The organism is Acinetobacter sp. ATCC 27244, assembly GCF_000156555.1.
Classification (GTDB): domain Bacteria; phylum Pseudomonadota; class Gammaproteobacteria; order Pseudomonadales; family Moraxellaceae; genus Acinetobacter; species Acinetobacter haemolyticus.
This window is the reverse complement of sequence record NZ_GG665977.1, coordinates 20,500-44,255: the sequence shown is the minus strand read 5'-3', so window position 1 is coordinate 44,255 and position 23,756 is coordinate 20,500. Positions and strand designations below refer to the sequence as shown.

At 40.6% G+C, this 23,756-nt stretch carries 21 protein-coding genes; 12 read left to right on the top strand and 9 right to left on the bottom strand.

What is annotated here, in order from left to right:
• Positions 1-157 precede the first annotated feature (157 nt).
• Both HMPREF0023_RS15770 and HMPREF0023_RS15765 read left to right on the top strand, forming a co-directional pair.
• A complete protein-coding gene (locus HMPREF0023_RS15770; protein WP_008942568.1) occupies positions 158-2,086 on the top strand; it encodes an ATP-binding cassette domain-containing protein in 1,929 nt (642 codons plus the stop codon).
• A 333-nt stretch (positions 2,087-2,419) separates the two neighbouring features.
• Positions 2,420-2,977 carry a VTT domain-containing protein gene (locus tag HMPREF0023_RS15765; protein WP_004637309.1) on the top strand — a complete coding sequence of 186 codons (558 nt, stop codon included), beginning with the start codon at positions 2,420-2,422 and terminating at the stop codon, positions 2,975-2,977.
• 89 nt (positions 2,978-3,066) lie between these two features.
• Here HMPREF0023_RS15765 and gyrB read toward each other — a convergent pair whose 3' ends face one another.
• From gyrB to dnaA, 4 genes are all read right to left on the bottom strand, one after another.
• A complete protein-coding gene (gene gyrB, locus HMPREF0023_RS15760) occupies positions 3,067-5,535 on the bottom strand; it encodes a DNA topoisomerase (ATP-hydrolyzing) subunit B (protein WP_004637310.1) in 2,469 nt (822 codons plus the stop codon).
• Between the two features lie 49 nt (positions 5,536-5,584).
• Positions 5,585-6,679 (bottom strand): DNA replication/repair protein RecF, encoded by a 1,095-nt coding sequence (gene recF, locus HMPREF0023_RS15755; protein ID WP_004637311.1) that lies wholly within the window; start codon positions 6,677-6,679, stop codon positions 5,585-5,587.
• Between the two features lie 27 nt (positions 6,680-6,706).
• Positions 6,707-7,855 (bottom strand): DNA polymerase III subunit beta, encoded by a 1,149-nt coding sequence (gene dnaN / locus HMPREF0023_RS15750; protein WP_008942567.1) that lies wholly within the window; start codon positions 7,853-7,855, stop codon positions 6,707-6,709.
• Positions 7,856-7,967: 112 nt separating this feature from the next.
• On the bottom strand, positions 7,968-9,362 hold the full coding sequence (gene dnaA, locus HMPREF0023_RS15745; RefSeq protein WP_005086074.1) for a chromosomal replication initiator protein DnaA: 1,395 nt from the start codon (positions 9,360-9,362) through the stop codon (positions 7,968-7,970).
• A 670-nt stretch (positions 9,363-10,032) separates the two neighbouring features.
• On the opposite strand from dnaA, the gene rpmH reads away from it, so the two are divergent.
• From rpmH to HMPREF0023_RS15715, 6 genes are all read left to right on the top strand, one after another.
• Complete coding sequence (gene rpmH / locus HMPREF0023_RS15740) at positions 10,033-10,167, top strand: 50S ribosomal protein L34 (RefSeq protein ID WP_000831329.1); 135 nt, start codon at positions 10,033-10,035, stop codon at positions 10,165-10,167.
• Positions 10,168-10,194: 27 nt separating this feature from the next.
• Positions 10,195-10,590, top strand: coding sequence for a ribonuclease P protein component (gene rnpA, locus HMPREF0023_RS15735; protein WP_004637316.1), 396 nt, complete (start codon positions 10,195-10,197; stop codon positions 10,588-10,590).
• Positions 10,591-10,599: 9 nt separating this feature from the next.
• The gene (yidD, locus tag HMPREF0023_RS15730) at positions 10,600-10,923 is read left to right on the top strand and encodes a membrane protein insertion efficiency factor YidD (protein ID WP_005086077.1); all 324 of its coding nucleotides are present in this window, start codon (positions 10,600-10,602) and stop codon (positions 10,921-10,923) included.
• A 2-nt stretch (positions 10,924-10,925) separates the two neighbouring features.
• The gene (yidC, locus tag HMPREF0023_RS15725) at positions 10,926-12,686 is read left to right on the top strand and encodes a membrane protein insertase YidC (RefSeq protein WP_008942565.1); all 1,761 of its coding nucleotides are present in this window, start codon (positions 10,926-10,928) and stop codon (positions 12,684-12,686) included.
• Between the two features lie 91 nt (positions 12,687-12,777).
• Positions 12,778-14,133: a tRNA uridine-5-carboxymethylaminomethyl(34) synthesis GTPase MnmE gene (mnmE, locus tag HMPREF0023_RS15720; protein WP_005091952.1), complete on the top strand. Its 1,356-nt coding sequence runs from the start codon at positions 12,778-12,780 to the stop codon at positions 14,131-14,133.
• 134 nt (positions 14,134-14,267) lie between these two features.
• Positions 14,268-14,966 (top strand): DsbC family protein, encoded by a 699-nt coding sequence (locus HMPREF0023_RS15715; protein WP_026056277.1) that lies wholly within the window; start codon positions 14,268-14,270, stop codon positions 14,964-14,966.
• Positions 14,967-15,019: 53 nt separating this feature from the next.
• Here the strand turns inward: HMPREF0023_RS15715 and HMPREF0023_RS15710 are convergent, their stop codons facing one another.
• The 3 genes from HMPREF0023_RS15710 to guaD all read right to left on the bottom strand — a co-directional run bounded on the left by HMPREF0023_RS15710 (position 15,020) and on the right by guaD (position 17,566).
• Positions 15,020-15,271: a GlsB/YeaQ/YmgE family stress response membrane protein gene (locus HMPREF0023_RS15710; protein ID WP_004637321.1), complete on the bottom strand. Its 252-nt coding sequence runs from the start codon at positions 15,269-15,271 to the stop codon at positions 15,020-15,022.
• Positions 15,272-15,495: 224 nt separating this feature from the next.
• Complete coding sequence (hpt, locus tag HMPREF0023_RS15705) at positions 15,496-16,023, bottom strand: hypoxanthine phosphoribosyltransferase (protein WP_005091958.1); 528 nt, start codon at positions 16,021-16,023, stop codon at positions 15,496-15,498.
• A gap of 226 nt (positions 16,024-16,249) precedes the next feature.
• A complete protein-coding gene (guaD, locus tag HMPREF0023_RS15700) occupies positions 16,250-17,566 on the bottom strand; it encodes a guanine deaminase (protein ID WP_005091959.1) in 1,317 nt (438 codons plus the stop codon).
• Positions 17,567-17,748: 182 nt separating this feature from the next.
• On the opposite strand from guaD, the gene HMPREF0023_RS15695 reads away from it, so the two are divergent.
• On the top strand, positions 17,749-18,339 hold the full coding sequence (locus tag HMPREF0023_RS15695) for a nucleotidyltransferase family protein (RefSeq protein ID WP_005091961.1): 591 nt from the start codon (positions 17,749-17,751) through the stop codon (positions 18,337-18,339).
• Between the two features lie 59 nt (positions 18,340-18,398).
• On the opposite strand, the gene HMPREF0023_RS15690 is transcribed toward HMPREF0023_RS15695, so the two are convergent.
• Together HMPREF0023_RS15690 and HMPREF0023_RS15685 are read right to left on the bottom strand one after the other, a co-directional pair.
• Positions 18,399-19,352 (bottom strand): TerC family protein, encoded by a 954-nt coding sequence (locus HMPREF0023_RS15690; RefSeq protein WP_005091964.1) that lies wholly within the window; start codon positions 19,350-19,352, stop codon positions 18,399-18,401.
• A gap of 292 nt (positions 19,353-19,644) precedes the next feature.
• The gene (locus HMPREF0023_RS15685; RefSeq protein WP_005091967.1) at positions 19,645-20,571 is read right to left on the bottom strand and encodes a LysR family transcriptional regulator; all 927 of its coding nucleotides are present in this window, start codon (positions 20,569-20,571) and stop codon (positions 19,645-19,647) included.
• A 106-nt stretch (positions 20,572-20,677) separates the two neighbouring features.
• Here HMPREF0023_RS15685 and HMPREF0023_RS15680 point away from each other — a divergent pair, with 106 nt between their 5' ends.
• The 3 genes from HMPREF0023_RS15680 to HMPREF0023_RS15670 are packed head-to-tail and all read left to right on the top strand — an operon-like array spanning position 20,678 to position 23,737.
• Positions 20,678-21,910, top strand: coding sequence for an acyl-CoA dehydrogenase family protein (locus HMPREF0023_RS15680; RefSeq protein ID WP_026056276.1), 1,233 nt, complete (start codon positions 20,678-20,680; stop codon positions 21,908-21,910).
• 10 nt (positions 21,911-21,920) lie between these two features.
• Complete coding sequence (locus HMPREF0023_RS15675) at positions 21,921-23,042, top strand: phosphotransferase family protein (RefSeq protein WP_005091972.1); 1,122 nt, start codon at positions 21,921-21,923, stop codon at positions 23,040-23,042.
• Positions 23,039-23,737 (top strand): histidine phosphatase family protein, encoded by a 699-nt coding sequence (locus HMPREF0023_RS15670; protein WP_005091974.1) that lies wholly within the window; start codon positions 23,039-23,041, stop codon positions 23,735-23,737. The genes HMPREF0023_RS15675 and HMPREF0023_RS15670 overlap by 4 nt, the downstream gene beginning before the upstream one ends.
• The last annotated feature ends 19 nt before the right edge of the window (positions 23,738-23,756 follow it).

Below are 23,756 nucleotides of genomic sequence, written 5' to 3'. Positions count from 1 at the left end.
AATTAACAGTATTTTTATATACATACATCGGATTATTATCAGTTTTAATCATATTCATCACACTTTTTTAAAGCTCTTTTTCGATTGCTATAGAAAAGTTTGCATTCATTGGGATAGCCCTTAAAATGCTGCTATCTATTCGCTATGCTGCATACTTATGATCCAGTTTGACCAAGTTTCACTACGCCGTGGTGGCCGAATTTTATTTCAAAAGGCCTCTATGCAACTTCATCCGGGTTGGAAAATTGGCTTAACGGGTGTAAACGGTGCTGGTAAATCGACCTTATTCGCAGCGCTCTTGGGTGATTTGGTTGCTGACGAAGGTAACTTAATCCGTCCTGCGGTATGGACAGTTGCGCACATGGCACAAGAAATTAAGGCCTTGGAAATGCCTGCGCTTGACTTTGTTCTTTCAGGCGATGAGGAATACTGGAGTATCAAAGAAAGATTAGCTCACCCCGATCAATTGAGTAACGATGATCTAGCCCAACTGCATGGGCGTTTTGATGAGATTCATGGTTATGTCGCTCCAGCAAAAGCGGCTCAATTGATGGCTGGTTTAGGCTTTTTAGATCATCAATTAAGCTTAAATGTCGCCAGTTTCTCTGGTGGTTGGCGCATGCGTTTAAACTTAGCACGTACTTTGATGAGTCGTTCAGATCTCTTACTACTAGATGAACCGACCAACCATTTAGATTTAGATGCTATCTTGTGGTTAGAAGACTGGCTCAAAGCTTATGAGGGGACACTGGTTCTTATTTCTCATGACCGTGATTTTCTTGACGCAATTACTGATCATATCCTTCATATCGAAAACCAAGAATTGACCCTGTACACAGGTAATTATTCAACTTTTGAAACCACCCGCAGTGAACGTTTAGCACAACAACAACAAGCTTTTGAGAAACAGCAAGAAACTCGTGCACATTTACAAAAATTTATTGATCGATTTAAAGCGAAAGCCACCAAAGCACGTCAAGCGCAAAGCCGAATCAAACAACTAGAACGAATGCAACAACTTGCTCCAGCCCATGTAGATACGCCCTTTACATTTAGCTTCCGAGAACCGACCAAAATGAGTTCTCCGCTATTAAGTTTAGATGCAGCCAGTATTGGTTATAGCGACAAAATCATTGCAGAAAAAATTCGCTTACAAATCACGCCAAGCTCACGTATTGGCTTATTAGGAATGAACGGTGCTGGTAAATCAACACTGATCAAAACTTTAGTGGGTGATTTAGCATTATTGTCTGGTGAACGTAAAGCATCTGAACTACTCAATATTGGTTACTTTGCGCAGCATCAAATGGATGCTTTAGATGCCAATGCCAGTCCGATGTTGCAACTTGCACGGATTGCGGATAAACAAATCAGTGAAGCATCATTACGAGCTTTTCTGGGTGGGTTTGGTTTTAGTGGCGAACGTATGGATACACCATGTGAAAGCTTCTCTGGTGGCGAACGTGCGCGCTTGGCTTTAGCACTCATCGTTTGGCAACGTCCAAATGTTTTAATTTTGGATGAACCCACCAACCATTTAGATTTAGATATGCGTCATGCACTCAGTATGGCCTTACAAGATTTCGAAGGCGCTGTGGTACTGGTTTCACATGAACGCCAACTTATTGCCAGTGTCTGTGATGAATTATTGTTAGTACATGCAGGGCGTTGTACTGAGTTTGATGGTGACCTACAAGACTATGCAAAATGGTTACGAGAAGCACGTCAACAACAAATCAATGCCCAAAATGCATTACAACAACAAGCGACCAATCAACAAGCAAGCAGCGTGAAAGTTGATAAAGAAGCACAACGTAAAGAAGCTGCTCGACGTCGTGAAGTCACCCGTCCTTTGCGTAAAAATATTGAAAAAGTCGAAGCTCAAATTGAAAAGATTCAGCCTCGTTTAGTCGATATTGAACATGCATTGGCTGATAGTGCATTGTACGAAGCTAATCGCAAAGATGATTTAATCAAGCTCATGAATGAACAAAGTGAATTAAAAAACAAACTAGAGCAATATGAAGAACAATTGCTCACCTTTATGATGGAGTTAGAAGAATTAGAAGCGTCATTTACGCATTAATTTAAAAATATAGATCCATATATTTACTGCATAGAAATATATGGATCTTAGATACATGTAGATATTTAAAAACCTTTAAGCCTGTTCCCAAGCTCAAATCAACATCCCCGTAACATAAATCTGTATTGAATAATGTTATTCTTTTATCTCACTTTTTAATCTCGATTAAAATTTGAATTTTCTCAAAAAATTGAGCTTTGGCTTCAGGCTAGATATACTCAAGCCCCATTATTGTAATGTTATCACCTACGAATGAATCTTGAGGGTTAGATTCGTTTAATATTTTTTGTACTGCAATTTGCTGAGTACGTTATTTGGGACACTACAAACTGAATGAACTCTTTAGACTTTCTTTTTAATTTCGAACACTTCCTGCCAATCCTAGTTCAAGAATATGGTTTATGGATTTACGCTATTCTCTTTCTGATTATTTTTTCTGAAACAGCTTTTGTTTTCATGTTCTTCTTACCCGGTGATAGCCTATTACTTGCTGTTGGCGCTTTGTGTTCAGTAGTCGAAATTATGCATCTTGGCTATATGATTACACTGCTTTTTTTCGCTGCTGCATTGGGTTATATGGTGAATTTCCATATTGGTCGCCATTTTGGTGATCGAATTTTCAATACAGAATCTCGCTTCATCAAACAAGAATACCTACAAAAAACCAATGTGTTTTTCTTAAAGCATGGTGGGAAAACTATCCTTCTTGCCCGCTTCATTCCTTTTGCACGCTCATTTGCACCGCTAGCAGCAGGTTCAAGCAATATGAATTATACGCACTTTGTAGTTTACAATATCCTAGGTGCGTTGCTGTGGATCAGTGTTCTAGTTACTGCAGGTTATTTATTTGGTCACGCGATTATTCAAGTGAGTGATTTGGTAGATAGTTAATCCTTTAGTGTTCCACGTGAAACCTTCCCTGCTAGTTTTCAAAAAAAAAGACGATGCTCCAAGGCATCGTCTTTTTTTACATCCAGAATTTAAGCGTCAATATCTGCATTGAGTGCGTTTTCTTCAATGAAGGCACGACGAGGTTCAACATCATCACCCATGAGACATGAGAACATACGATCCGCCTCAATCGCATCATCAATGGTCACTTGCAACATATTGCGATTTTCAGGATCCATCGTGGTTTCCCAAAGTTGCTCAGCATTCATTTCACCCAAACCTTTATAGCGTTGAATCATCATGCCACGGCGAGAGTCTTGTAAAATATGCTGCCAAACCTGATGGAAACTTGCCACTTGGATACGACGCTCACCTTTCTGTAAGTAAGCCCCTTCTTCAAGTAACTTAAACCAGCTCTTTGAGTTTTTAAGTAAGCGCGCATATTCTGCTGAATTTAATAATCCAGCATCTAATAAATAAGCATGCGGTAAGTTATGGACGTACACCGTGACACGTGGCCAATAATGTGCTGATTTCTCACCTTGAGCATTTTCACGCTCAAATGCTTCTAAACTGATTTCAGGACGAAGGTTCGGCTGCAATGCTTCAATGGCTGAACGCAATTGCTCTGCCCAAGTTTCAACATACTCACGTTCGTGGTTATGATCGATTTTAAATGCATCTAGTTCTAACAGACCATCTAACAAACTTGCTGGATAACGTTGTGTTAAACGCTGTAAGCTCTTTTGTGAAACTTGATAATCTGCGATCACACTCGCCAATGCTTCCCCACTAATCGCAGGTGCATCCGCACTCACATGTAACGCCAACTCATCAATTGCATTTGAAATAAGGAAGGTTTCAAGCGCTTCATTATCTTGAAGATATTGCTCTTGCTTGCCTTTTTTCAATTTATACAATGGCGGTTGAGCAATATAAATATAACCGCGTTCTACCAACTCAGGCATTTGGCGGAAGAAGAAGGTCAACAACAGAGTACGAATATGTGAACCATCCACGTCCGCATCGGTCATGATAATGATTTTGTGATAACGTAATTTGTCAGGATTATATTCTTCACGACCAATACCACAGCCTAACGCCGTGATTAAAGTGCCCACTTCTTGACTTGAAATCATCTTGTCAAAACGCGCACGTTCAACGTTTAGAATTTTACCTTTCAGCGGTAAAATTGCCTGCATTTTACGGTTACGACCTTGTTTAGCGCTCCCGCCCGCAGAGTCACCCTCAACCAGATATAGTTCAGACAAAGCTGGATCTTTTTCCTGACAATCTGCCAACTTACCTGGTAAACCTGCAATATCCAAAGCACTCTTACGACGAGTCATTTCACGTGCTTTACGCGCCGCATCACGAGCACGAGCAGCATCGATAATCTTGCCAGCGATTGATTTCGCAGCTTGCGGGTTTTCTAACAAATAGGCAGAAAACTCTTTGTTCATCGCCTGCTCAACCGCAGGTTTAACTTCACTCGACACCAACTTTTCTTTGGTTTGTGAAGAGAATTTAGGATCAGGCACTTTAACTGAGATAATTGCCGTCAAGCCTTCACGGGCATCATCCCCAGACACCACAACTTTTTCTTTTTTGAGCAGGTTTTCATTTTCCATGTAGCTATTTAAGCCACGGGTTAATGCTGCACGGAAACCAGCTAAATGCGTACCACCATCTTTTTGTGGAATGTTGTTGGTAAAACAACGTACATTTTCTTGATAGCTATCATTCCATTGCAACGCCACTTCCACACTGATGCCATTATCTGCATCGGTAGTGAAATGAAAGATTTCATTGAGATGCGTTTTACCTTCGTTGATATATCGAACAAACTCAGATAAACCACCTTCGTAGTCATAGACATTTTCAAGATTAACACGTTCATCACGCAATACAATGCGGACACCCGCATTCAAAAATGATAACTCACGCAAACGACGCGCCAAAATATCGACATTGAAAATGGTTTGACTAAAGGTTTCAGCACTTGGCCAAAAACGCACAATCGTACCCGTACGATCAGTTTCACCAATCACGCGTAATGGGTATTGTGGATCACCATGATGATATTCTTGCTGGTGTTCCTGCCCAGCGCGATGGATCGTCAATTGCAATTTACTGGATAAGGCATTTACGACTGAAACACCAACACCATGCAAACCGCCTGAAACTTTATAACTATTGTCATCAAATTTACCGCCTGCATGCAGAATCGTAAGAATCACCTCTGCAGCAGAAACCCCTTCTTCAGGGTGAATATCGGTTGGGATACCACGACCATTATCCGAAACACTCACTGATTCATCTTCATGAATCGTGACTAAAATTTCATCACAGTGCCCTGCCAATGCTTCATCGATGGCGTTGTCCACTACCTCGAATACCATGTGATGTAAACCTGTACCGTCATCAGTATCCCCGATGTACATGCCAGGACGTTTACGAACCGCGTCTAATCCACGTAATACTTTAATACTAGAGGAATCATAAGCCTTTTCATTTGTTTGTTCTGTTTGAGAGACTGATTGAGACTCTGAACTCATGGTTACTCCCTAGTAAATATCGAATCTATCCAAAAATGAGGAAATAAAATTATGGCGCAGCAGGACTGACTTGACCGTGAACAACATGGAACAATTGAAAAGAAATCGACAAATCATGTAAGTGTTTTAATACCGACGTATGGTCTAAGGTGGTCATAAAAACCTGACTTCCTAATTGACTCAATCGCTCCATTAAGCGTTGTTGTGCAGCTAAATCTAACTCTGCTGTCAGATCATCTAATAATACCACAGTTTCCTTATTACTCGCATGTAGCATTGCAATTTGTGACAGTTTTAATGCCATGATTAACAACTTTTTTTGTCCTCGTGATAACACATGAGCAGCATCACTGCGCATGGCATCGCCCTTGGTTTTTAAGCGTAAATCAGCACGATGCGGCCCATACTCAGTATAGCGTCGATCCAAATCTTTTTGATGTTGCTGTACTAAATCTTGCAATAGCCCTTGCTCAGTATGAAACCCTGCATGGTATTCCAATTCGATTTCGATATCAGGCAAAAGTTGCTTTAAATCTTCCTTAAAAAATAAATTCCATTGCTCTAAAATACCGACTCGCTGCGAGTGCAAAATTTCACCATAATCGCTCAACATTTTGTTCCATGGCTCCAAATCAGCCAAGGTCAAATTCCGCCGTGTTTTAAGTAAGCTATTACGCTGCTTAAGTGCACGAGAATAATATTGCCAAGCAAAGTAAAACTCAGGTTCCACGTGGAACATCAACCAATCTAACAACTGTCGCCTAGGCTTGGCACCTTGATCAATAATATCGGTACTTTGTGGATCTAAATGTTGCAATGGTAATCGCTTGGCTAATTGTCCTTGTGTTGCAATGGTATCTCCATTGATTTTAATCAACTGTTCACCAGAAGCCAGTTTTCGCATCCCCATCCGCTCATGAACTGATTGTGCAAAGACAATCGCATCATCAGCCTCATACTGAATGTAATGCTTTGGAATATGAGTGCGAAATGAACGACCAGTAGCCAACAAATGGATCGATTCCAAAATTGAGGTCTTTCCAGAACCATTGGCTCCGTAAAAAATATTAAACGGTTGCAACTCAGTGAGTGCAACCGTTTTTAAATTTCGTACACGCTCGATATTTAAACGCGTAATTTGCATGCTTTAAACTCAAATGATCAATGTTGATTAAACACGCATTGGCATCACAACATAAGTTTGATCAGGATGAGCAGGATCTTGTACAAGCACCGATTGATTTGCTTCGGTCATGCTCATTCTTACATCATCCCCATCAAGAACACTCAATACATCCAAAATATATTGGGCATTAAAGGACATCTCTAAAGGCGCATCTTGATACTGGATAGCCAAATCTTCAACAGCTTCATCTTGTTCTGGGTTATTGGCGCGTAACTGTAATGAATCTTGATTGAAGTTTAAGAAAACTCCTCTCAGTTTTTCATTACTCAAAATCGCCACACGCTGTAAGGATTGCTTGAAAACATCATGTGCGATGAGAACATGCTTATCGCCACCTCTTGGAATCACACGACGATAGTCTGGGAACTTACCATCAATCAGCTTCGTGGTAAAACGTACTGTGATATCGCTCTGCTCTTTGTCTCGGCTCGGCGTGTTGATGGTCACATTTAATAATTCACGACCAATCAACAAGGTCAACTGTTCATCTTCGATACTCAGCAAACGTTGTAATTCACCAACAGCCTTACGTGGCACAATTGCTTGCATTGGAGCGGATGCAGTCGAAGAAGCTAAAACTTCACACAATGCCAAACGGTGCCCATCTGTTGTTACAGTTCGCAATTGATTCTGATCAATTTCTAGCAAAGTACCTGTGAGATAAAAACGTACATCCTGAACCGCCATAGCAAACGCTGTTTTTTCAAATAAGCGTTTTAACTCACGTTGGGTCACTTGAACTTGTGTCCCCTGACTATTTTCAGTAGTGAGCAAAGGATAATCTTCAGCAGGCAAGGTGCCCAAAACGAAACGACTATTACCTGATTTTAAAATACAGCGCTGATCTTCCGTAATTTGTAGATCAACCAAGGCAGCTGTAGGTAGAGATTTACAAATTTCGACCAATTTACGCGCAGGAACAGTTGTTTCACCCGGCTCCAAACACGCACCTTCGGCTAAATTTGTGCTTGCCACCAACTCAACTTCCAAATCAGAACCTGTAATGGTTAACGCATGCGGTGTAGTTTGAATTTTGACATTCGAAAGAATATTCAATGTATGACGACGTTCTACAGCCCCCACCACATGAGATAAAACATTGACTAAACTTTCTTTAGCGATTTTCAAACGCACGGTTTATTCCTCTTACAACGGAAGCTGATTACGAATATTAGCAGTGTACTATGCTGCACTTAAAAATAGTTTGCAACTAGGAAAATAGAGTCAGTTGCAATAATGCTCAAAACTAACTTTGCAACAAACGTAGTAAATTTTTATAGTCTTCATTAAAAATTGGATCTTCTTCGCGCAAACTCACCACTTTCTCGCAAGCATGCATCACGGTACTATGATCACGGCCACCAAATGCCATGCCGATTTCAGGAAAACTATCGCCTGTTAACTCACGTGCCAAGCCCATCGCCAGTTGACGAGGTCGTGCGTAAATACGCGTACGCTTCGGTCCAATCAATTCTTTTAATGGAATACGGAAATATTCACTGACCACACGTTGGATATTTTCCACACTAATGGTTCTCGCACGAATTGCCAAGACATCTTTCAACGATTCTCGCACCACATCCAAATCGATTGCAGTCCCTTTAAAACGCGAGATCGCTACGACTTTATTCAGTGCACCTTCAAGCTCTCGTACATTGGCAACCACTTGTTGGGCAATAAATAAAGCACAATTTCGAGGTAAATCTACACCACTATTTTCAGCTTTTTTTAACAAAATCTCGATACGAGTTTCGATGTCTGGTGGTTCAACTCCCACTGACAATCCCCAAGAAAAACGGGAAACTAAACGCGGGTCTAATTCCGTTAACTCTTTTGGATAACGGTCTGAAGTCAAAATGATTTGCTTTGATTCATCCAGTAAAGCATTGAAGGTGTAAAAGAACTCAACCAAGCTCGCTTCTTTACCTGCTAATAAATGAATATCATCAACCAATAATAAATCTAAAGAGCGGCAATTCTTTTTAAACTCTTCAACTTTTCCTTTTTGCAATGAACTAACAAAGTCCTGCACAAAACTTTCAGAAGTCATATACATCACACGAGCGTTGGGTTTAGCTTGTAGTAAAGCATTACCTACAGCTTGCATAAGATGCGTTTTACCAAGACCTGTCGGTCCATATAAAAATAATGGATTATGTTGTGAAGCTCCCAACTGGGTTAAAACCTTACGGCAGGTTTCTGCTGCCATTTGGTTAGAGCGACCTTCAACAAATAGTGAAAAAGTAAATAATGGATTGAGTTGTCTTTTCTTAGGAATCTTGTTGGCATTTTGGCTCGGCTGTACCAAATCAGCCTCTTTCTTTATTTTTGTCGGAATTGGAGTACTTGTATTCAATGCAGCAGTTGTGGTCGCAGGTTGTTCACTACTCGCTAGAATAGTACCAGGACGCGAATCAACCAAAATCTCGACTTGGCGTACTCGACCTTCCGACAATTGCTCAGCCAAAATAGAAATCAACTCAAGATGATTATCTTGGATATAACGCGTCCAATAGGGGTTAGGTGCGTATAACCGCATCACATCATCAACTTCTTCCGCAACCAAAGGACGAATCCACATCGCAAAGACGTTATCAGATAGCTCTTGTCGCAAGCGAGTTAAGCAGTCTGTCCAGAGCATGTGCATCCCCTATTTATCCATTTTTAAATTTAAAAAACAAAAAACCACCACCCTTGCATTCCGAAGGGGTCGCCATTCTAACCAAGTTATCCACATCTGTCAGGAAAATTTCAGATACTTTCGATGAAAAAGAAAGCATTCGTGAATTAAATTTAAATTCAAAGCACTTGTGAATAACTTTTAGCACATCCTGTGGATAGTTTTAACCACTAAGTTATCCACAATCTATAAAATCAATAAAAACAGAGTTACCCACAAGGTAACCATATGTTTAATGATGAAAATATGTGGTTCTCCACAGAAAATACCCACCCTAATAGTAATAAATTTAAATTTTAAAATTTGAATTTATTTATAAATCGAACCCGAAGTGTGGATAACTGAGCATATCGAAATTTAAATTCAAAATCCAAAGAATAAATTTAAAACATTTGCTTTATTGTGGGTAAGTCTATGGATAGGCTGTGAATATATCTTATTGTTGATATAATTTAAATAGATAGCTTGTGTATGTTTTTTGTTTTCAAGAATGGAGAAGATAGTGCACGACCAAAATATGAAAGAAAAAGTACAAGATAAAATGTAAAGTTTTTGATTTTTGATTGACAGCGTAAACATTGCACAATAAAATCGCGGACCTTTATAGAAAGATCATTTTGGGAGTTTCGATATGAAACGTACTTTCCAACCATCTGAATTAAAGCGTAAACGCGTTCATGGTTTCCGTGCTCGTATGGCAACTAAAGCTGGTCGTCAGGTTTTAGCTCGTCGTCGTGCGAAAGGTCGTCATAGCTTAACTGTTTAATACTGTTAAGCTGACCAGATTTGGGTGATGACACTTTACAGTTTTGGCACTGAATTTCGTATTCGTTGTGCTGCAGATTACAAAAGTGTATTTGATGGTGCGCTTTTTAAAGTGCATCAGCCCCATTTCCTTTTTTTAGCAAAATTAACCGAACAGCCAAATAGCCGTTTGGGTATTGTCGTTGCTAAAAAAAAGGTGCGTCGTGCACATGAACGAAATCGGGTAAAACGTCTTGCTCGTGAGAGCTTTCGTTTACATCAAGCACAATTTAATGCTGATATCGATATTGTGGTAATGCCTAAAGTAGGTATAGACACAATTTCAAATCAAGAATTACATCAACAATTAGATTTTGCTTGGCAAAAATTACAACGTTTAGCAAAAAAGCATTCTAAAGTCGCTACCACCGCCCTCCAAAATTAGAGATCTCCAATGGTACGTATCCTGCATTGGTTGATAAGATGCTACCAAATCGCAATTAGTCCATTATTGGGGCCACGTTGCCGCTATATTCCAACTTGTTCTCAATATGCTATAGAAGCTTTACAAACGCATGGGGCAGTTAAAGGAGTCTGGCTGTCAACTAAACGCGTTTGTCGTTGTCATCCTTGGGGAGGGTCGGGTTATGACCCAGTGCCGCCTAAAGCAGTTCGTTTTATTTCGTTTCATCAAATAGATTCTCAAATGCATCACGTTGCTGTACCCTTTCGTGATCGTTTATGTAAGCAAAATTTCTCTAATCATTTGGGATATTAGTTATGCAACAATGGGCCAGATTTGCAATTCTTGGAGCCATGTTTGTTACCGCATATTTGCTTATTTTGGCTTGGCAAAAAGATTATGGTCATGCTGCACCAGCTCCGCAACAACAAGCGGCAGTGGTCAGTGCACATGATGTGTCTGCAGATTTGCCAAACGCTCAAAATGCAACAGCGGCTTCAGACTTGCCACAAGCAAATGTGACTGCATCACAACAAGCCACAGAAACTACCTCTGTGAATCAGCAACTGATTTCAGTACAAACCGATCTCTATCATCTTTGGATTAATCCAAAAGGTGGTGACATTGTTCGTATTGAGTTATTGAGCCATGATCAAAGCAAAAATGGTGATCAACCATTTGTCATGCTGGAAAATGATGCGAACCGTACTTACGTCGCTCAATCGGGCTTAATTGGATTAAATGGACCAGATAGCAGCCGAAATGGTCGTCCAATGTATGATGTTGAAAAAACAGCATATACAATGGAAGATGCCAAAAAAATGGCGACGACAGATGGTGCAAGCAGTCAAGTTTTGACTGTTCCATTGGTCTTTAAAACACCTGAAGGCGTTGAAGTGATTAAAACTTTCACTTTCACTCAAGGTGAATATCCAATTACCGTTAAACACCAAGTCGTTAACCGCAGTCAGCAAAACTGGCAAGGTCAAATGTTTGGTCAGTTAAAACGTGATAACTCAGATGATCCAGGTAAATCTGACCAAGGTATCTTTACCTTAGGGACCTTCTTGGGTGGCGCATGGGGTACACCTGATGCACATTACAATAAACTCAAGTTTTCAAACTTCTCTGATGAGAAGTTAAATCTTGATGCGAAAAATGCTTGGGTTGCGATGGTTCAGCACTATTTCGTGAGTGCATGGATTCCAGGTAATTTAAAACTGACGCAAGCGGATGGTCAGCCATATACTGCTAAATTAGAATCACGTCAGTCTGCGGACAAGATGAATATTATTGGCTTTACTTCTCCGACCATTAATGTGCCTGCAGGTACATCGATGGAAGTTGATGCAAAGTTCTATTCAGGTCCAAAGATCCAGTCTGAGCTGAAAGATTTAGCTGTAGGTTTAAATCAAACCGTAGATTATGGTTGGTTATGGCCGATTGCAAAACTATTGTTCCTTGGCTTGCAATTTTTCCATAACATCGTGGGGAACTGGGGTTGGTCAATTATTCTTTTGACGATCTTAGTGAAGCTGATTTTGTGGCCACTTTCATCGAAAAGCTATCGTTCGATGGCAAAAATGCGTGTCATTGCACCTGAAATGCAACGCATGAAAGAAGAGTTTGGCGATGACCGTATGCGTTTCTCTCAAGAAATGATGGCATTGTATAAGCGTGAACAAGTAAATCCATTATCGGGTTGTTTGCCGTTGTTACTGCAAATGCCAATTTTCCTTGCCCTGTATTGGGTACTCATGGAAAGTGTGGAATTACGTCATGCACCTTGGTTGCTATGGATTCAAGATTTATCGGCGATGGATCCTTGGTTTATTTTGCCGCTACTCATGGGGGTTACCATGTATGTGCAGCAAATGCTCAATCCACAACCGACTGATCCAATGCAGGCAAAGGTTTTCCGTTTGATGCCAATCATCTTTACGGTATTTATGTTGTTCTTCCCAGCAGGTTTAGTCCTTTACTGGATCGTCAACAACGCCATTACGATTCTGCAACAGTCATTTATCAATAAGAGTGTAGAAAAAGATCGTCTCAACAAGGTTGAGTCAGCGTCTTAATTCTCCAACTTTTACTGAATAAATCCGCTTAAGATGGTAATCTTAAGCGGATTTTTATTTGGCTGAATTTTAGGGTTGTGAAGTGAAAAATATGCAACATCAAACCACAATTGCTGCGATTGCTACACCGTTGGGTCGTGGAGGTGTGGGAGTCATTCGTCTCTCTGGACCGAAGGCTTATATGATTGCCAAAGAACTTACACAAAAACAACTACCTACTGCAAGAATGGCGGCTTTTCGCCAGTTTTATGATGTAGATAATTCAGTGATGGATGAAGGCATTATCTTATGTTTTCCAAATCCCCACTCGTTCACGGGCGAGGATGTAGTGGAAATCCAAGGACATGGTGGTCCAGTCATTCAAAATGCATTGTTGGCGCGCTTGCTTGATTTAGGTGCGACAGCTGCAAAGGCGGGTGAATTTTCCATGCGTGCCTTTGAAAATGGCAAAATGGATTTGGTTCAAGCAGAAGCGATTGCAGATTTGATTGATGCAACCTCACAGGCAGCAGCACGTTCAGCGGTACGTTCTTTACAAGGTGCTTTTTCAACTAAAATTAATACTGTTTTAGAAAAATTGATTCACTTGCGTTTGCATGTGGAAGCCGCGATTGATTTTCCAGAAGAAGAAATTGATTTTTTAGCGGATGGTAAAATTCTAGCGTTATTGGATGATGTACAAGATTCTGTCAAGGCGGTACAACAATCGGCGCGTCAAGGTCAATTGTTACGTGAAGGTTTGCAAGTGGTGATCGCAGGTAAACCGAATGCTGGAAAATCGAGCTTATTAAACGCATTGGCTGGACATGAGCGTGCCATTGTGACCGATATTGCGGGTACCACACGTGATGTTTTACACGAAAAAATCAGTTTGAATGGCCTGCCGATTACTTTAACGGATACGGCTGGTTTACGCGAAACAGGTGATGTTGTTGAACGCGAAGGTATTCGCCGAGCGATCAAAGAGATTGAGCAAGCGGATTTGTTACTGTTGGTATACGACTTAAATCAAGGTGATGAACCGTTGCAATTGGCACATGAATATTTTGCAGATCATCTTGAGCCGAAACGGTTATTGTTGATCGGAAATAAATGCGATTTAACGGGTCAACCAGCAGAAATGACGGATTATCAAGGTTTCCGCCACATTCGGGTTTCAGCAAAACAGGATATGGGGGTTCAGGCGCTCATAGATGCGATTACAGCGCATGCAGGCTTCCAGCCCGAAGAAGATACCTTTATTGCCCGTACGCGTCATCTAGACGCAATGAAGCGCACTCAGCGCTATTTGGCAGAGGCTCGTGAGCAGCTTGTGGTGTTTAATGCAGGTGAGCTTGTTGCAGAGTCTTTACGTTTGGCACAAAACGCCCTCGGTGAAATCACTGGTGATTTTAGTGCGGATGATCTGCTCGGAAAAATCTTTGGTTCGTTCTGTATTGGGAAATGATTCCAATTAGAAAAGTGTTCCACGTGAAACATCTCGGGTATTGGTTTGATTTTGGTTGTGACTCAGTAAGTCGTGCTGTATAGCCTTGTGAGACGGATTACAATAGCGGCTGATTTTTGATTCGAGTGTCAGTCATGTTAAAAAAAATTGGGATATTCTCATTATTGAGCTGTGTTTCTATGATGAGTTTAGCCAATGTGGAAACCTTAAAAAGTAATCTAAATAAAAACTATCCCGATATCCAAGTGACCAATATTCAAGCCACTGAAATGACGGGTTTATATAGTGCAAATCTAGATAATCAAATCATCTACCTCGATGAAAATGCCGAGCATATGTTTATCGGTTCAATGGTGCGTTTAAAAGACCAAAAAAATCTCACAAAAGATTTAGTACTTAAGCAAAATTCAATTGATTGGCAAAAACTCCCTTTACAAGATGCAATTAAAACGGTCAAAGGTAATGGTAAACGTCAGCTCGCTATTTTTTCAGATCCAAACTGTCCGTACTGTAAGCAATTAGAAGCAGAACTGGATAAGCTCAATGATGTAACGATTTATACCTTTATCTATGCCTTAAAACCGCAATCTATCGCTGTTTCTAAGCAAGTTTGGTGCGATGCAAATCCATCCTATGCATGGAAAAATTTACTGCAAAAAAATGTTCAACCTAAAGCAAAAACCTGTGCCAATCCAATTGATCGAAACCTAGCTTTAGGACGTAAATTAGGCGTGAATGGCACACCGACTTTGATTTTTTCAAATGGCTTAAAGATGGTGGGTGGACGTAGTGCTGAAGATATTCAAATGATTTGGAAGGAATTGGGACTATAAATATAAACCTCCCAATTCATAACAATCATGAATTGGGAGTGATTTTTATGCCTCTAGCTCTTCTTGGTAACGAGGTTGTAGATGAATAAAATAATCACAGCACCAACCACAGATGCAATAAATCCAGCCGCTGAATTTTCACCATATAAGCCGAGTAATCGGCCGCCATAGGTTGCCAATAAAGAACCCGAAATACCGAGTAAAGTGGTAACAATAAAGCCAGCTTTGTCATCACCTGGATGGAGCGCTCGTGCAATTAAACCCGCAAAGAAACCAACGACAATTGCTACAATTAGAGACCACATTGTTATTTCTCCTTGTTTTAACAATAGTATTTGTAGTTATCCTGCTTGATGAGGAGAGCTTTTGTCTGTAGCGGATTGCTTATTTATGTCGTATTTTTGTGCAGTGTTGAGATATTTTTAATTAGGATCTAAAAATAAAAAAGCGACGAAATCGCCGCTAAACAGGTGCTTGAGTTACTTTTGCATGGGCAGTTCAAGCACCGATAATACAGATTTTTTATTGATCAAAGACCAATTTCACCGATAAATGGAAGATGACGATATTTTTGATCATAATCGAGACCATAGCCCACAATAAATCGATCTTCGACTTCAAAACCTAAGAATTTTACGTCTAAATCAATTTCACGGCGTGATGGTTTGCTCACCAGCGTACACAATTCAATTGAATTGGGCTTGCGCGTTTGCAACATTTGAATGACTTTGTTGAGTGTATTGCCTGAGTCAATAATGTCTTCGACCACCAATACATCTTTACCGTGAATTTCACCATCCAAGTCCTTCAGAATTTTGACGTCGCGACTAGAAGTGGTACCACCACCATAGCTTGAAACGGTCATAAAATCGAGTTCATGCGGTTTTTCAATCGCACGGCATAAATCTGCCATAAAGATGACTGAACCACGCAATAAACCAATCAATACCAGTTCTTTATCACTTTGAGCATAGTGTGCATTGATTTTTTCACCTAGCTCTTTCACTTTGGCTTGGATCTCTTCACTGGAAATCATTACGCGCATCGCAACAGTCATCGATAGATTCCTAAAAATTTAAAAAATGGGAAAATAAAAAAGGTGTTGACCTGCAACACCTCGAAATCTTGAGTTAATGTGAGAATTTTAAAACAAAATGAGTTTTCATGCATCTTTTGATGATGAAGAATATGTATCATTTTGCCGTGAAGCACTGTCTCGCTTCAACAAAACTGCGCAGCTCATGGCAAAGAGGATCAATCCAATCCTACGCTTATTGAATAATTTAGTTGGTGCTATAGGCTTTTTGTCCATAGATATAGGTTGCCTCGATATTACGGTCATCGCCCATAGTAAACAGCGCAAATAAGCTGTCATCAATTGATTTAGAACGTGATTGACGTAGTTGTTGTAAAGCCGTTGCTTGCAGATTTAGCACGACAAAATCCGCTTCTTTACCGATATTGAAATTGCCGAGCTTATCATCGAGATCAAGTGCTTTTGCACCACCTAAGGTTGCATGATACAGCGACTCAAAAGCAGAGAGTTTATCACCTTGTAACTGCTGCACTTTATAGGCTTCATTGACGGTTTGTAATAAGCTAAATGAAGTCCCTGCCCCAATATCTGTACCCAAACCAACTTTGACTTTTTGTTCCCATGTTTTCTTTAATGGAAATAAGCCGCTACCTAAGAACAGGTTAGACGTTGGGCAAAAGGCAATTGCAGAGTCAGTTTCATGCATGCATTTCCATTCTGCATCTTCTAAATGTACGCAATGCGCGAATACCGAACGCTGACCCGTTAAGCCATAATGATGATAGACATCGAGATAGCCCTTTTGTGCTGGGAATAAATCTTTAACCCATGCGATTTCATCTTTATTTTCACTTAAATGGGTATGTACATAAACATCAGGATATTCTGCTTTGAGTTGTCCTGCTTTTTCTAGCTGTTCTGGTGTAGAGGTTGGTGCAAATCGAGGTGTAATCGCGTATAAGGCGCGACCTTGGCCATGCCACTTTTCGATCAGGGCCTTAGAATCATCATAGGCGCTCTCTACAGTGTCGCACAGTGCTTCAGGTGCATGACGATCCATCATGACTTTACCTGCGATTAAACGCATTTGGTACTGTTCTGCGGCTTCAAATAAAGCATTCACAGACTCAGGATGAACAGTACAAAACACGAGTGCCGTGGTGGTGCCATTTTTAAGTAATTCCTGCACAAAGAATTTTGCAATTTCTTCGGCATAGGCTTGGTCTTTGAACTGGATTTCAGTTGGGAACGTATAGGTATTGAGCCAACTGAGTAATTGTTCACCGTAGGCACCGACCATTTCTGTTTGTGGGAAGTGGATGTGGGTGTCAATCATGCCAGGAATGATCAATTGATCTGGATAATGTTGAATCTCAACATCTGTAGGTAGGTGATCTTGAGCTGCATCCCAAGTGCCAAACCAACGAATTTTGCCTTGTTCAGTGATCAGAATACCATCTTCGATATATCGCACTTGGTCTGCGATTTCAGTCGCTTGGGAAACAGTTTTTTGAATATCTAAGAAGCGACCACGAATAACCGTGATCGGAGTAGCCAACGTCATAACAACCTACAGTTTTACTTTTTTCGGTTGATTGTACCTGATTTTGTCCAGGTTACTGGAATATTCGCCTAAATTAAGCCACTAAAAAGTGTATAAATGTGAGTAAATTTTTTGAGTCAATTCACTTTACCTTGGAGGTCAAGATGAAGAACTGTATGGATAATTTTTGGATTTGAACAATAATGACACTTCATCAAATACACTATCGAAAATTTTTCGCTCATGTAATCCTAAATACTCCTGAACTTTGTGCAATGTTAAAACAACTTGCATGGATCGAGCCGCAAGCTTATATAAGTGCAGGTGTGCTTCGAAATACAGTTTGGGCATGTTTACATGATCAGGCTTTTGACTTAAAAAATAGCGAAATTGATGTAATTTATTACGATGAGCAGGAACGAAACAATCAGGTACAGCAGCGATTAAAGCAAAAATTAGAAGACTTCTTCCCTCAGCAGCAATGGGATGTGGTGAATCAGGCATTGGTGCATACATGGTATCGTAAGGAAAATGGTGAGCAAATTCAGCCGATATCATCGATTGAACATGCTTTATCGTTATGGCCTGAAACAGCAACGGCAATTGCTATTCGTTTTGATAGTGTAGGAGAACTGGAATTCGTTGCACCTTTTGGCTTAGAAGACTTATTTGAATTACGATTGCGTTGGAATTCTGCATTAGTAAGTTATGAAACTTTTAAGCAGCGTGTAAATTCTAAAAAGTGGTTGCAGCAATGGCCTAAATTACAATGTGTTGATCCAACGACAAAATAGACAATATCTGAATAGAATAAAGGGCCTCCAATTGAAGACCCTTTTCATATGCTTTTTGATTATTCTGCTTGATGTTTATTGTGACGTAACGATAGATACGCCGTAATACTCAATACCAAGATGATAAAGCTGAGGGAAATCCAGATCGGCATGTGGAACACATCCAACAACAACATTTTCGTACCGATAAACAATAAAATAATACCTAAGCCATAAGGTAAATAATGCATTTTGGTAGCTGCGCCAGCGAGTAAGAAGAACATTGCACGCAAGCCTAAAATAGCCATTAAGTTTGCAGTTAAAACGATGAATGGGTCAGTCGTTACAGCAAAAATTGCAGGAATCGAGTCCACAGCAAAAATGACATCAGAAGCCTCGACCAGTACTAATACTAAAAATAACGGCGTCGCCCACAAAAGTCCATTTCGGCGGACGAAGAATTTATTGCCTTCTAGTTGAGGTGTGATGCGTAGGTGTTTACGTAACCATTTGAGTAAAGCATTGTCTTCGATATTGCTTTCTTCCTCCTGCCCTTTAAGAAATTTAAAGCCGGTATAGACGAGGAAAGCACCAAAGATATAAAGAATCCATGAAAACTCTTGAACGAACCAAGCGCCAATAAAGATAAAGATGGTTCTAAGTACAATTGCGCCGAGAACTCCATAGAGCAAGATTTTGCGTTGTAAAGCAGGTGGAATCGTGAAAGCAGCAAAGATCATGAGCCAAACGAAGACATTATCGATTGCTAAGGATTTTTCGAGCAGATAACCTGCGAAGTATTCCATGGTTTTTTGATTGGCAATGTTCACCCCAACTGTTTGCTGGAGATACAGCCACAATGCACCACCAAACAGTATGGCGACAGTGACCCAAGCAATACTCCAATAAGCAGCTTGTTTAAAAGGAACATTTTGGTTTTGCTTCTGTTTAAAACCTAAAAAGTCGATGATTAACATCACCGACACAATGCCAAAAAAGGCAAGGTATAGCCATAAATTGCCGATAGTTTCCATCACTACTCCCTATCTGGCAAATGGACATAAAAAAACCTTGACCAGTTGCCAGATGAATTAAAAAAACATCTGTTTCAACATGATCAAGGTCTTGCCTACATCACCATGAGAGATGATGCTCAGAGTCCGACTTTTTGCAAAGTGTAATGACGGAGCTCTGACACCTGAGTTTTAATTGCAACACTCAGGTTTGGAGGAGGCTACTCCCCTTGTCAACAAATACGGTATGGATGATGCCATCCAAATCTGCGCGTAGCATTACATAATTTGAGTAAATCTGCAAATGGATGCTTCATGGTTTCGCATTAAAAATGTTTAGAATTTCATGCCGTAAAAATTGATGGCGAGGGTTTTGTTTGACGTGGTCATGCCAATACATCCCCATCGTGATTTTTGGTAATTCGATAGGTAAGGCATGAATCTGTAATGTTTCCGCATAATGCAGATGATTCAGAATACTTTGTGGAATGGTTAATATCGCATTGGGGTATTGTGCCAAGACTTGTAGTGCTGTTGCGTAATGCTGACAACGCAGAAAAACTTGGCGAGATAATTGTTGGCGATTCAAATAAATATCTTCAAGTAAAACCCCAGTGCGACGAGAAGATACCCCAATATGTGGAGAGGATAAGTAGGTTGCTAGATCCATTTTACTTTGTTGGGTACACACCACAAAATGATCTTGGATGAGTTGTTCAAACTGTAGATGTGCTTGATGAGGTTGTACTAGATCAATCACAAAATCGATCTGCTGGGCAGATAAGTCCGCCAGCATATTTTTACGATCAAGTTTGGAACTTAAAAACTGAATATCGAGATTTAACTGTGCAAAGTGATGTACTAGTCGAGGAAAAATAATTGGCTCAATTTCATCGTGAATCGCAATCTTAATACTTTGCAACATGCTCGGAACAAACTCTTGCTGTGGTACAGCAATCTGTTGAATCGTCAATAACGCCTCTTGGATTGGATGATAAATTTGCTCTGCATAAGGCGTTGGAAGCATCTTTTGTCCACTTCGTACAAATAATTCGTCATTTAACTGTGTACGTAAACGTTGTAAGGCATGACTAACCGCAGATTGGCTAATACAGAGTAACTGTGCAGCTTTAGAAATGCTTTTTTGTTCAAAGATCGCAATAAAAAGTGGGTATAAATTAATATCTATGCGGTGGAATTGCCCGACTTCGAGCGGATTTGTATTATGAATCTGATTCATAGTTTTAAATAAAATAAAATCATTTCATTCATAATAAGTTTTCGCTTAAGGTGAAGTAAAGCAGCGAATCAAGTTTCGTTAAATATTTACCTTGAGGGAAATAATGATGTTTGCATTATCTGAACGCGCGCAGGATTTTATTGCAAGAACGCAAACCTTTATTCAACAAGAAATAGAACCGATTGAAAAAGCCTTTTGGGATGAGGTCCATCATCTCAATGTCGATGGCGACTGGACCAAATGGCAATGGCCAGCCCAACTCGAACAATTAAAAAGCAAGGCCAAAGCAGCAGGCTTATGGAATATGTTCTTGCCAGATGCGGAACTCGGTGCAGGTTTATCGGTTCAAGAATATGCGCATATTGCTGAGTTGACAGGACGTAGCCTCCTTGCACCAACGGTATTTAACTGTAATGCGCCTGATACTGGCAATATGGAGGTGTTATGGCGCTATGGTAGTGAGCAACAAAAGCAACAATGGTTGCAGCCCTTACTTGCTGGGGAAATACGTTCTGTATTCTGCATGACTGAACCTGCGGTTGCGTCGAGTGATGCCACTAATATGCAAGCTACGGCGGTGATTGAGGGTGATGAAATTGTTCTGAATGGTCGTAAATGGTGGTCATCTGGCTTGGGTGATCCGAATGCTAAAGTGATCATTTTTATGGCCTACACCCCTGATTCAAGCAAAGACCGTCACCATCAGCATTCGATGGTTCTGGTGCCGATTGATATCCAAGGTGTGACCATTGAACGGATGTTGCCTGTCTTTGGCGATTATGATGCGCCGCATGGTCATGGACAGGTCAGTTTTGACAATGTACGTGTACCTGTTAGTAATTTTATTGGTGGCGCAGGGCAAGGTTTTGAAATTGCTCAAGGTCGTTTAGGACCTGGGCGCATTCACCACTGTATGCGTTGTATCGGTGCAGCAGAAAAAGCGTTAGAGCTGATGATTGATCGTGGCATGTCGCGTAAAGCCTTTGGTAAAGAAATTCTTAAACTCGGTGGAAATTTAGAACGTGTTGCTGAAGCACGTGTGCAAATTGATCAAGCCCGTTTATTAACCCTTTATGCCGCTTATAAGATGGATACCTTAGGCAATATGGCAGCCCTCACTGAAATTTCTGCAATCAAGGTCGTTGCACCAACCGTATTGCAGAACGTAGTCGATATGGCGATTCAAATTCATGGTGGTGAAGGAGTATCTCGTGATACGCCATTGACTGCATTTTTTAATCAGGCACGAAGTTTACGTTTAGCCGATGGACCTGATGAAGTGCATAAGGGCATGATTGCTAAATTAGAACTGAAAAAACGTGGTTATGGTCGCGGATAAGGATATAAAAATGACAGTAATTGATGTGGGTGGTCAGGTTCGTCATGGCGAAGAACTCGATATTTCCGCTGTTGAAACATGGTTAAAAAAACAAGGTATCGTGCTCGAAGGTCAAGCACAAGTGACCCAATATTCAGGGGGAGCATCAAATTGGACGTATCGTATTCAATATGAAAATACCGATTTAATTTTACGTCGTCCGCCAAAGGGAACCAAAGCTAAGTCAGCACATGATATGGCGCGTGAATACAATGTGCAGAAGCATCTTGCACCGTTCTACCCTGTCCTACCTGAAATGGTTGCATTGTGTCAGGATGACAGTGTGATTGGTTGTGATTTCTATGTGATGCAGCGGATTGAGGGCATCATTCCACGAGCTAATTTACCCAAAGAATTACAACTCGATGAGCAACAAGTTCGGCAACTTTGTTTAAATGTACTCGATAAGTTGATTGAATTACATCAAGTGCCGTATCAAGGCACAGAACTTGAAAAACTGGGCAAAGGTGAAGGCTATTGTCGTCGTCAAGTGGAAGGTTGGGATGGACGTTATAGTAAAGCACTGACCCCGAACGTGCCTGATTTTAGCTTTGTGCGGGAATGGCTAAAGCAACATATTCCAACGGATACGAAGACCTGCGTAATTCACAATGATTGGCGTTTTGATAATGTCATTTTAGATCCACAACAGCCAACTCAAGTGATTGGCGTACTTGACTGGGAAATGGCGACATTGGGTGATCCGCTCATGGATTTAGGCAGTGCTCTCGCCTATTGGATTCAAGAGGATGACGATGCTTTGATGAAATCTAGCCGCCGTCAACCAACCAATCTAAAAGGCATGCTGACACGTCAACAAGTCGTGGACTACTACTTAGAGAAAACTGGGCTGAAACCTGACAATTGGACCTTTTATGAAGTGTTCGGTTTGTTTCGTTTAGCCGTGATTGCTCAGCAGATTTATTATCGTTATTACCATCAACAAACGGATAATCCAGCCTTTAAGGATTTTTGGATCATGATTCATGCCTTACATATTCGGGCACTCAAATTAATTGCACTGAACAATGCTGAAGCACAGCAGTTAATTCCTGAATATGGCGCAAAGCTAAAGGATATTTTAAAAGGATGAGCACAATTTATTTGGTGCGACATGGGCAGGCTTCATTTGGTGCTGATAGCTATGACCAGCTTTCAGCTAAAGGAGAGCAACAGGCACAGGTGGTGGGTGATTTTTTTAAACATACCTTAAAAAAACAGCCTTTAGTGTTTGCTGGTTCAATGCAGCGCCATCAACAAACAGCACAATTGGCTTTAGCGCAAAATTTTCAAGATACCTTGATTCAAACGGAGCCCGCTTGGAATGAGTTTGATCATCAGCATATCTTTGCACAATATGATCCCCGATTTAAACAACCTGAATTATTGAAGCAGGATATTGCTCAAGTGGCGAATCCACGTGCCTATCTTGCCAGTATCTTTGATGGTGCGATAGATCGCTGGATTGGAGAGCAGTATGACCACGAATACCATGAAACATGGTTAGGCTTTCAATCACGGGTCGAAAGTGCCTTACAGGCGTTAAGTCAGCACATGGATGTCACACAACAACGTCAGGCGGTGGTGTTTAGTTCGGGTGGCGTGATTTCTGTAGCAGTCGGCAAGGTATTAGGTTTGAATGCTAAACAGATTTTTGCACTGAATTGGTCAATTGCCAATGCCAGTATCACCACGCTACGTTGGGCTGATGAGCGTTTGCAATTACTGAGTTTTAATGAGCATCATTATTTAAAAGCACACGATGCAGAACTTTTAACATGGATTTAAATAAGAATAGGTGAAGGAA

Bases quoted from the DNA above. Each gene is read 5' to 3' on its own strand.
- rnpA (WP_004637316.1), top strand. From the start codon at position 10,195: ATGACACTTTACAGTTTTGGCACTGAATTTCGTATTCGTTGTGCTGCA.
- HMPREF0023_RS15680 (WP_026056276.1), top strand. From the start codon at position 20,678: ATGTTTGCATTATCTGAACGCGCGCAGGATTTTATTGCAAGAACGCAA.
- hpt (WP_005091958.1), bottom strand. From the start codon at position 16,023: ATGACTGTTGCGATGCGCGTAATGATTTCCAGTGAAGAGATCCAAGCC.
- HMPREF0023_RS15675 (WP_005091972.1), top strand. From the start codon at position 21,921: ATGACAGTAATTGATGTGGGTGGTCAGGTTCGTCATGGCGAAGAACTC.
- HMPREF0023_RS15685 (WP_005091967.1), bottom strand. From the start codon at position 20,571: ATGAATCAGATTCATAATACAAATCCGCTCGAAGTCGGGCAATTCCAC.
- dnaA (WP_005086074.1), bottom strand. From the start codon at position 9,362: ATGCTCTGGACAGACTGCTTAACTCGCTTGCGACAAGAGCTATCTGAT.
- gyrB (WP_004637310.1), bottom strand. From the start codon at position 5,535: ATGAGTTCAGAGTCTCAATCAGTCTCTCAAACAGAACAAACAAATGAA.
- mnmE (WP_005091952.1), top strand. From the start codon at position 12,778: ATGCAACATCAAACCACAATTGCTGCGATTGCTACACCGTTGGGTCGT.
- HMPREF0023_RS15770 (WP_008942568.1), top strand. From the start codon at position 158: ATGATCCAGTTTGACCAAGTTTCACTACGCCGTGGTGGCCGAATTTTA.
- guaD (WP_005091959.1), bottom strand. From the start codon at position 17,566: ATGACGTTGGCTACTCCGATCACGGTTATTCGTGGTCGCTTCTTAGAT.
- HMPREF0023_RS15695 (WP_005091961.1), top strand. From the start codon at position 17,749: ATGACACTTCATCAAATACACTATCGAAAATTTTTCGCTCATGTAATC.
- HMPREF0023_RS15715 (WP_026056277.1), top strand. From the start codon at position 14,268: ATGTTAAAAAAAATTGGGATATTCTCATTATTGAGCTGTGTTTCTATG.
- HMPREF0023_RS15765 (WP_004637309.1), top strand. From the start codon at position 2,420: ATGAACTCTTTAGACTTTCTTTTTAATTTCGAACACTTCCTGCCAATC.
- recF (WP_004637311.1), bottom strand. From the start codon at position 6,679: ATGCAAATTACGCGTTTAAATATCGAGCGTGTACGAAATTTAAAAACG.
- HMPREF0023_RS15670 (WP_005091974.1), top strand. From the start codon at position 23,039: ATGAGCACAATTTATTTGGTGCGACATGGGCAGGCTTCATTTGGTGCT.
- yidD (WP_005086077.1), top strand. From the start codon at position 10,600: ATGGTACGTATCCTGCATTGGTTGATAAGATGCTACCAAATCGCAATT.
- HMPREF0023_RS15710 (WP_004637321.1), bottom strand. From the start codon at position 15,271: ATGTGGTCTCTAATTGTAGCAATTGTCGTTGGTTTCTTTGCGGGTTTA.
- rpmH (WP_000831329.1), top strand. From the start codon at position 10,033: ATGAAACGTACTTTCCAACCATCTGAATTAAAGCGTAAACGCGTTCAT.
- HMPREF0023_RS15690 (WP_005091964.1), bottom strand. From the start codon at position 19,352: ATGGAAACTATCGGCAATTTATGGCTATACCTTGCCTTTTTTGGCATT.
- yidC (WP_008942565.1), top strand. From the start codon at position 10,926: ATGCAACAATGGGCCAGATTTGCAATTCTTGGAGCCATGTTTGTTACC.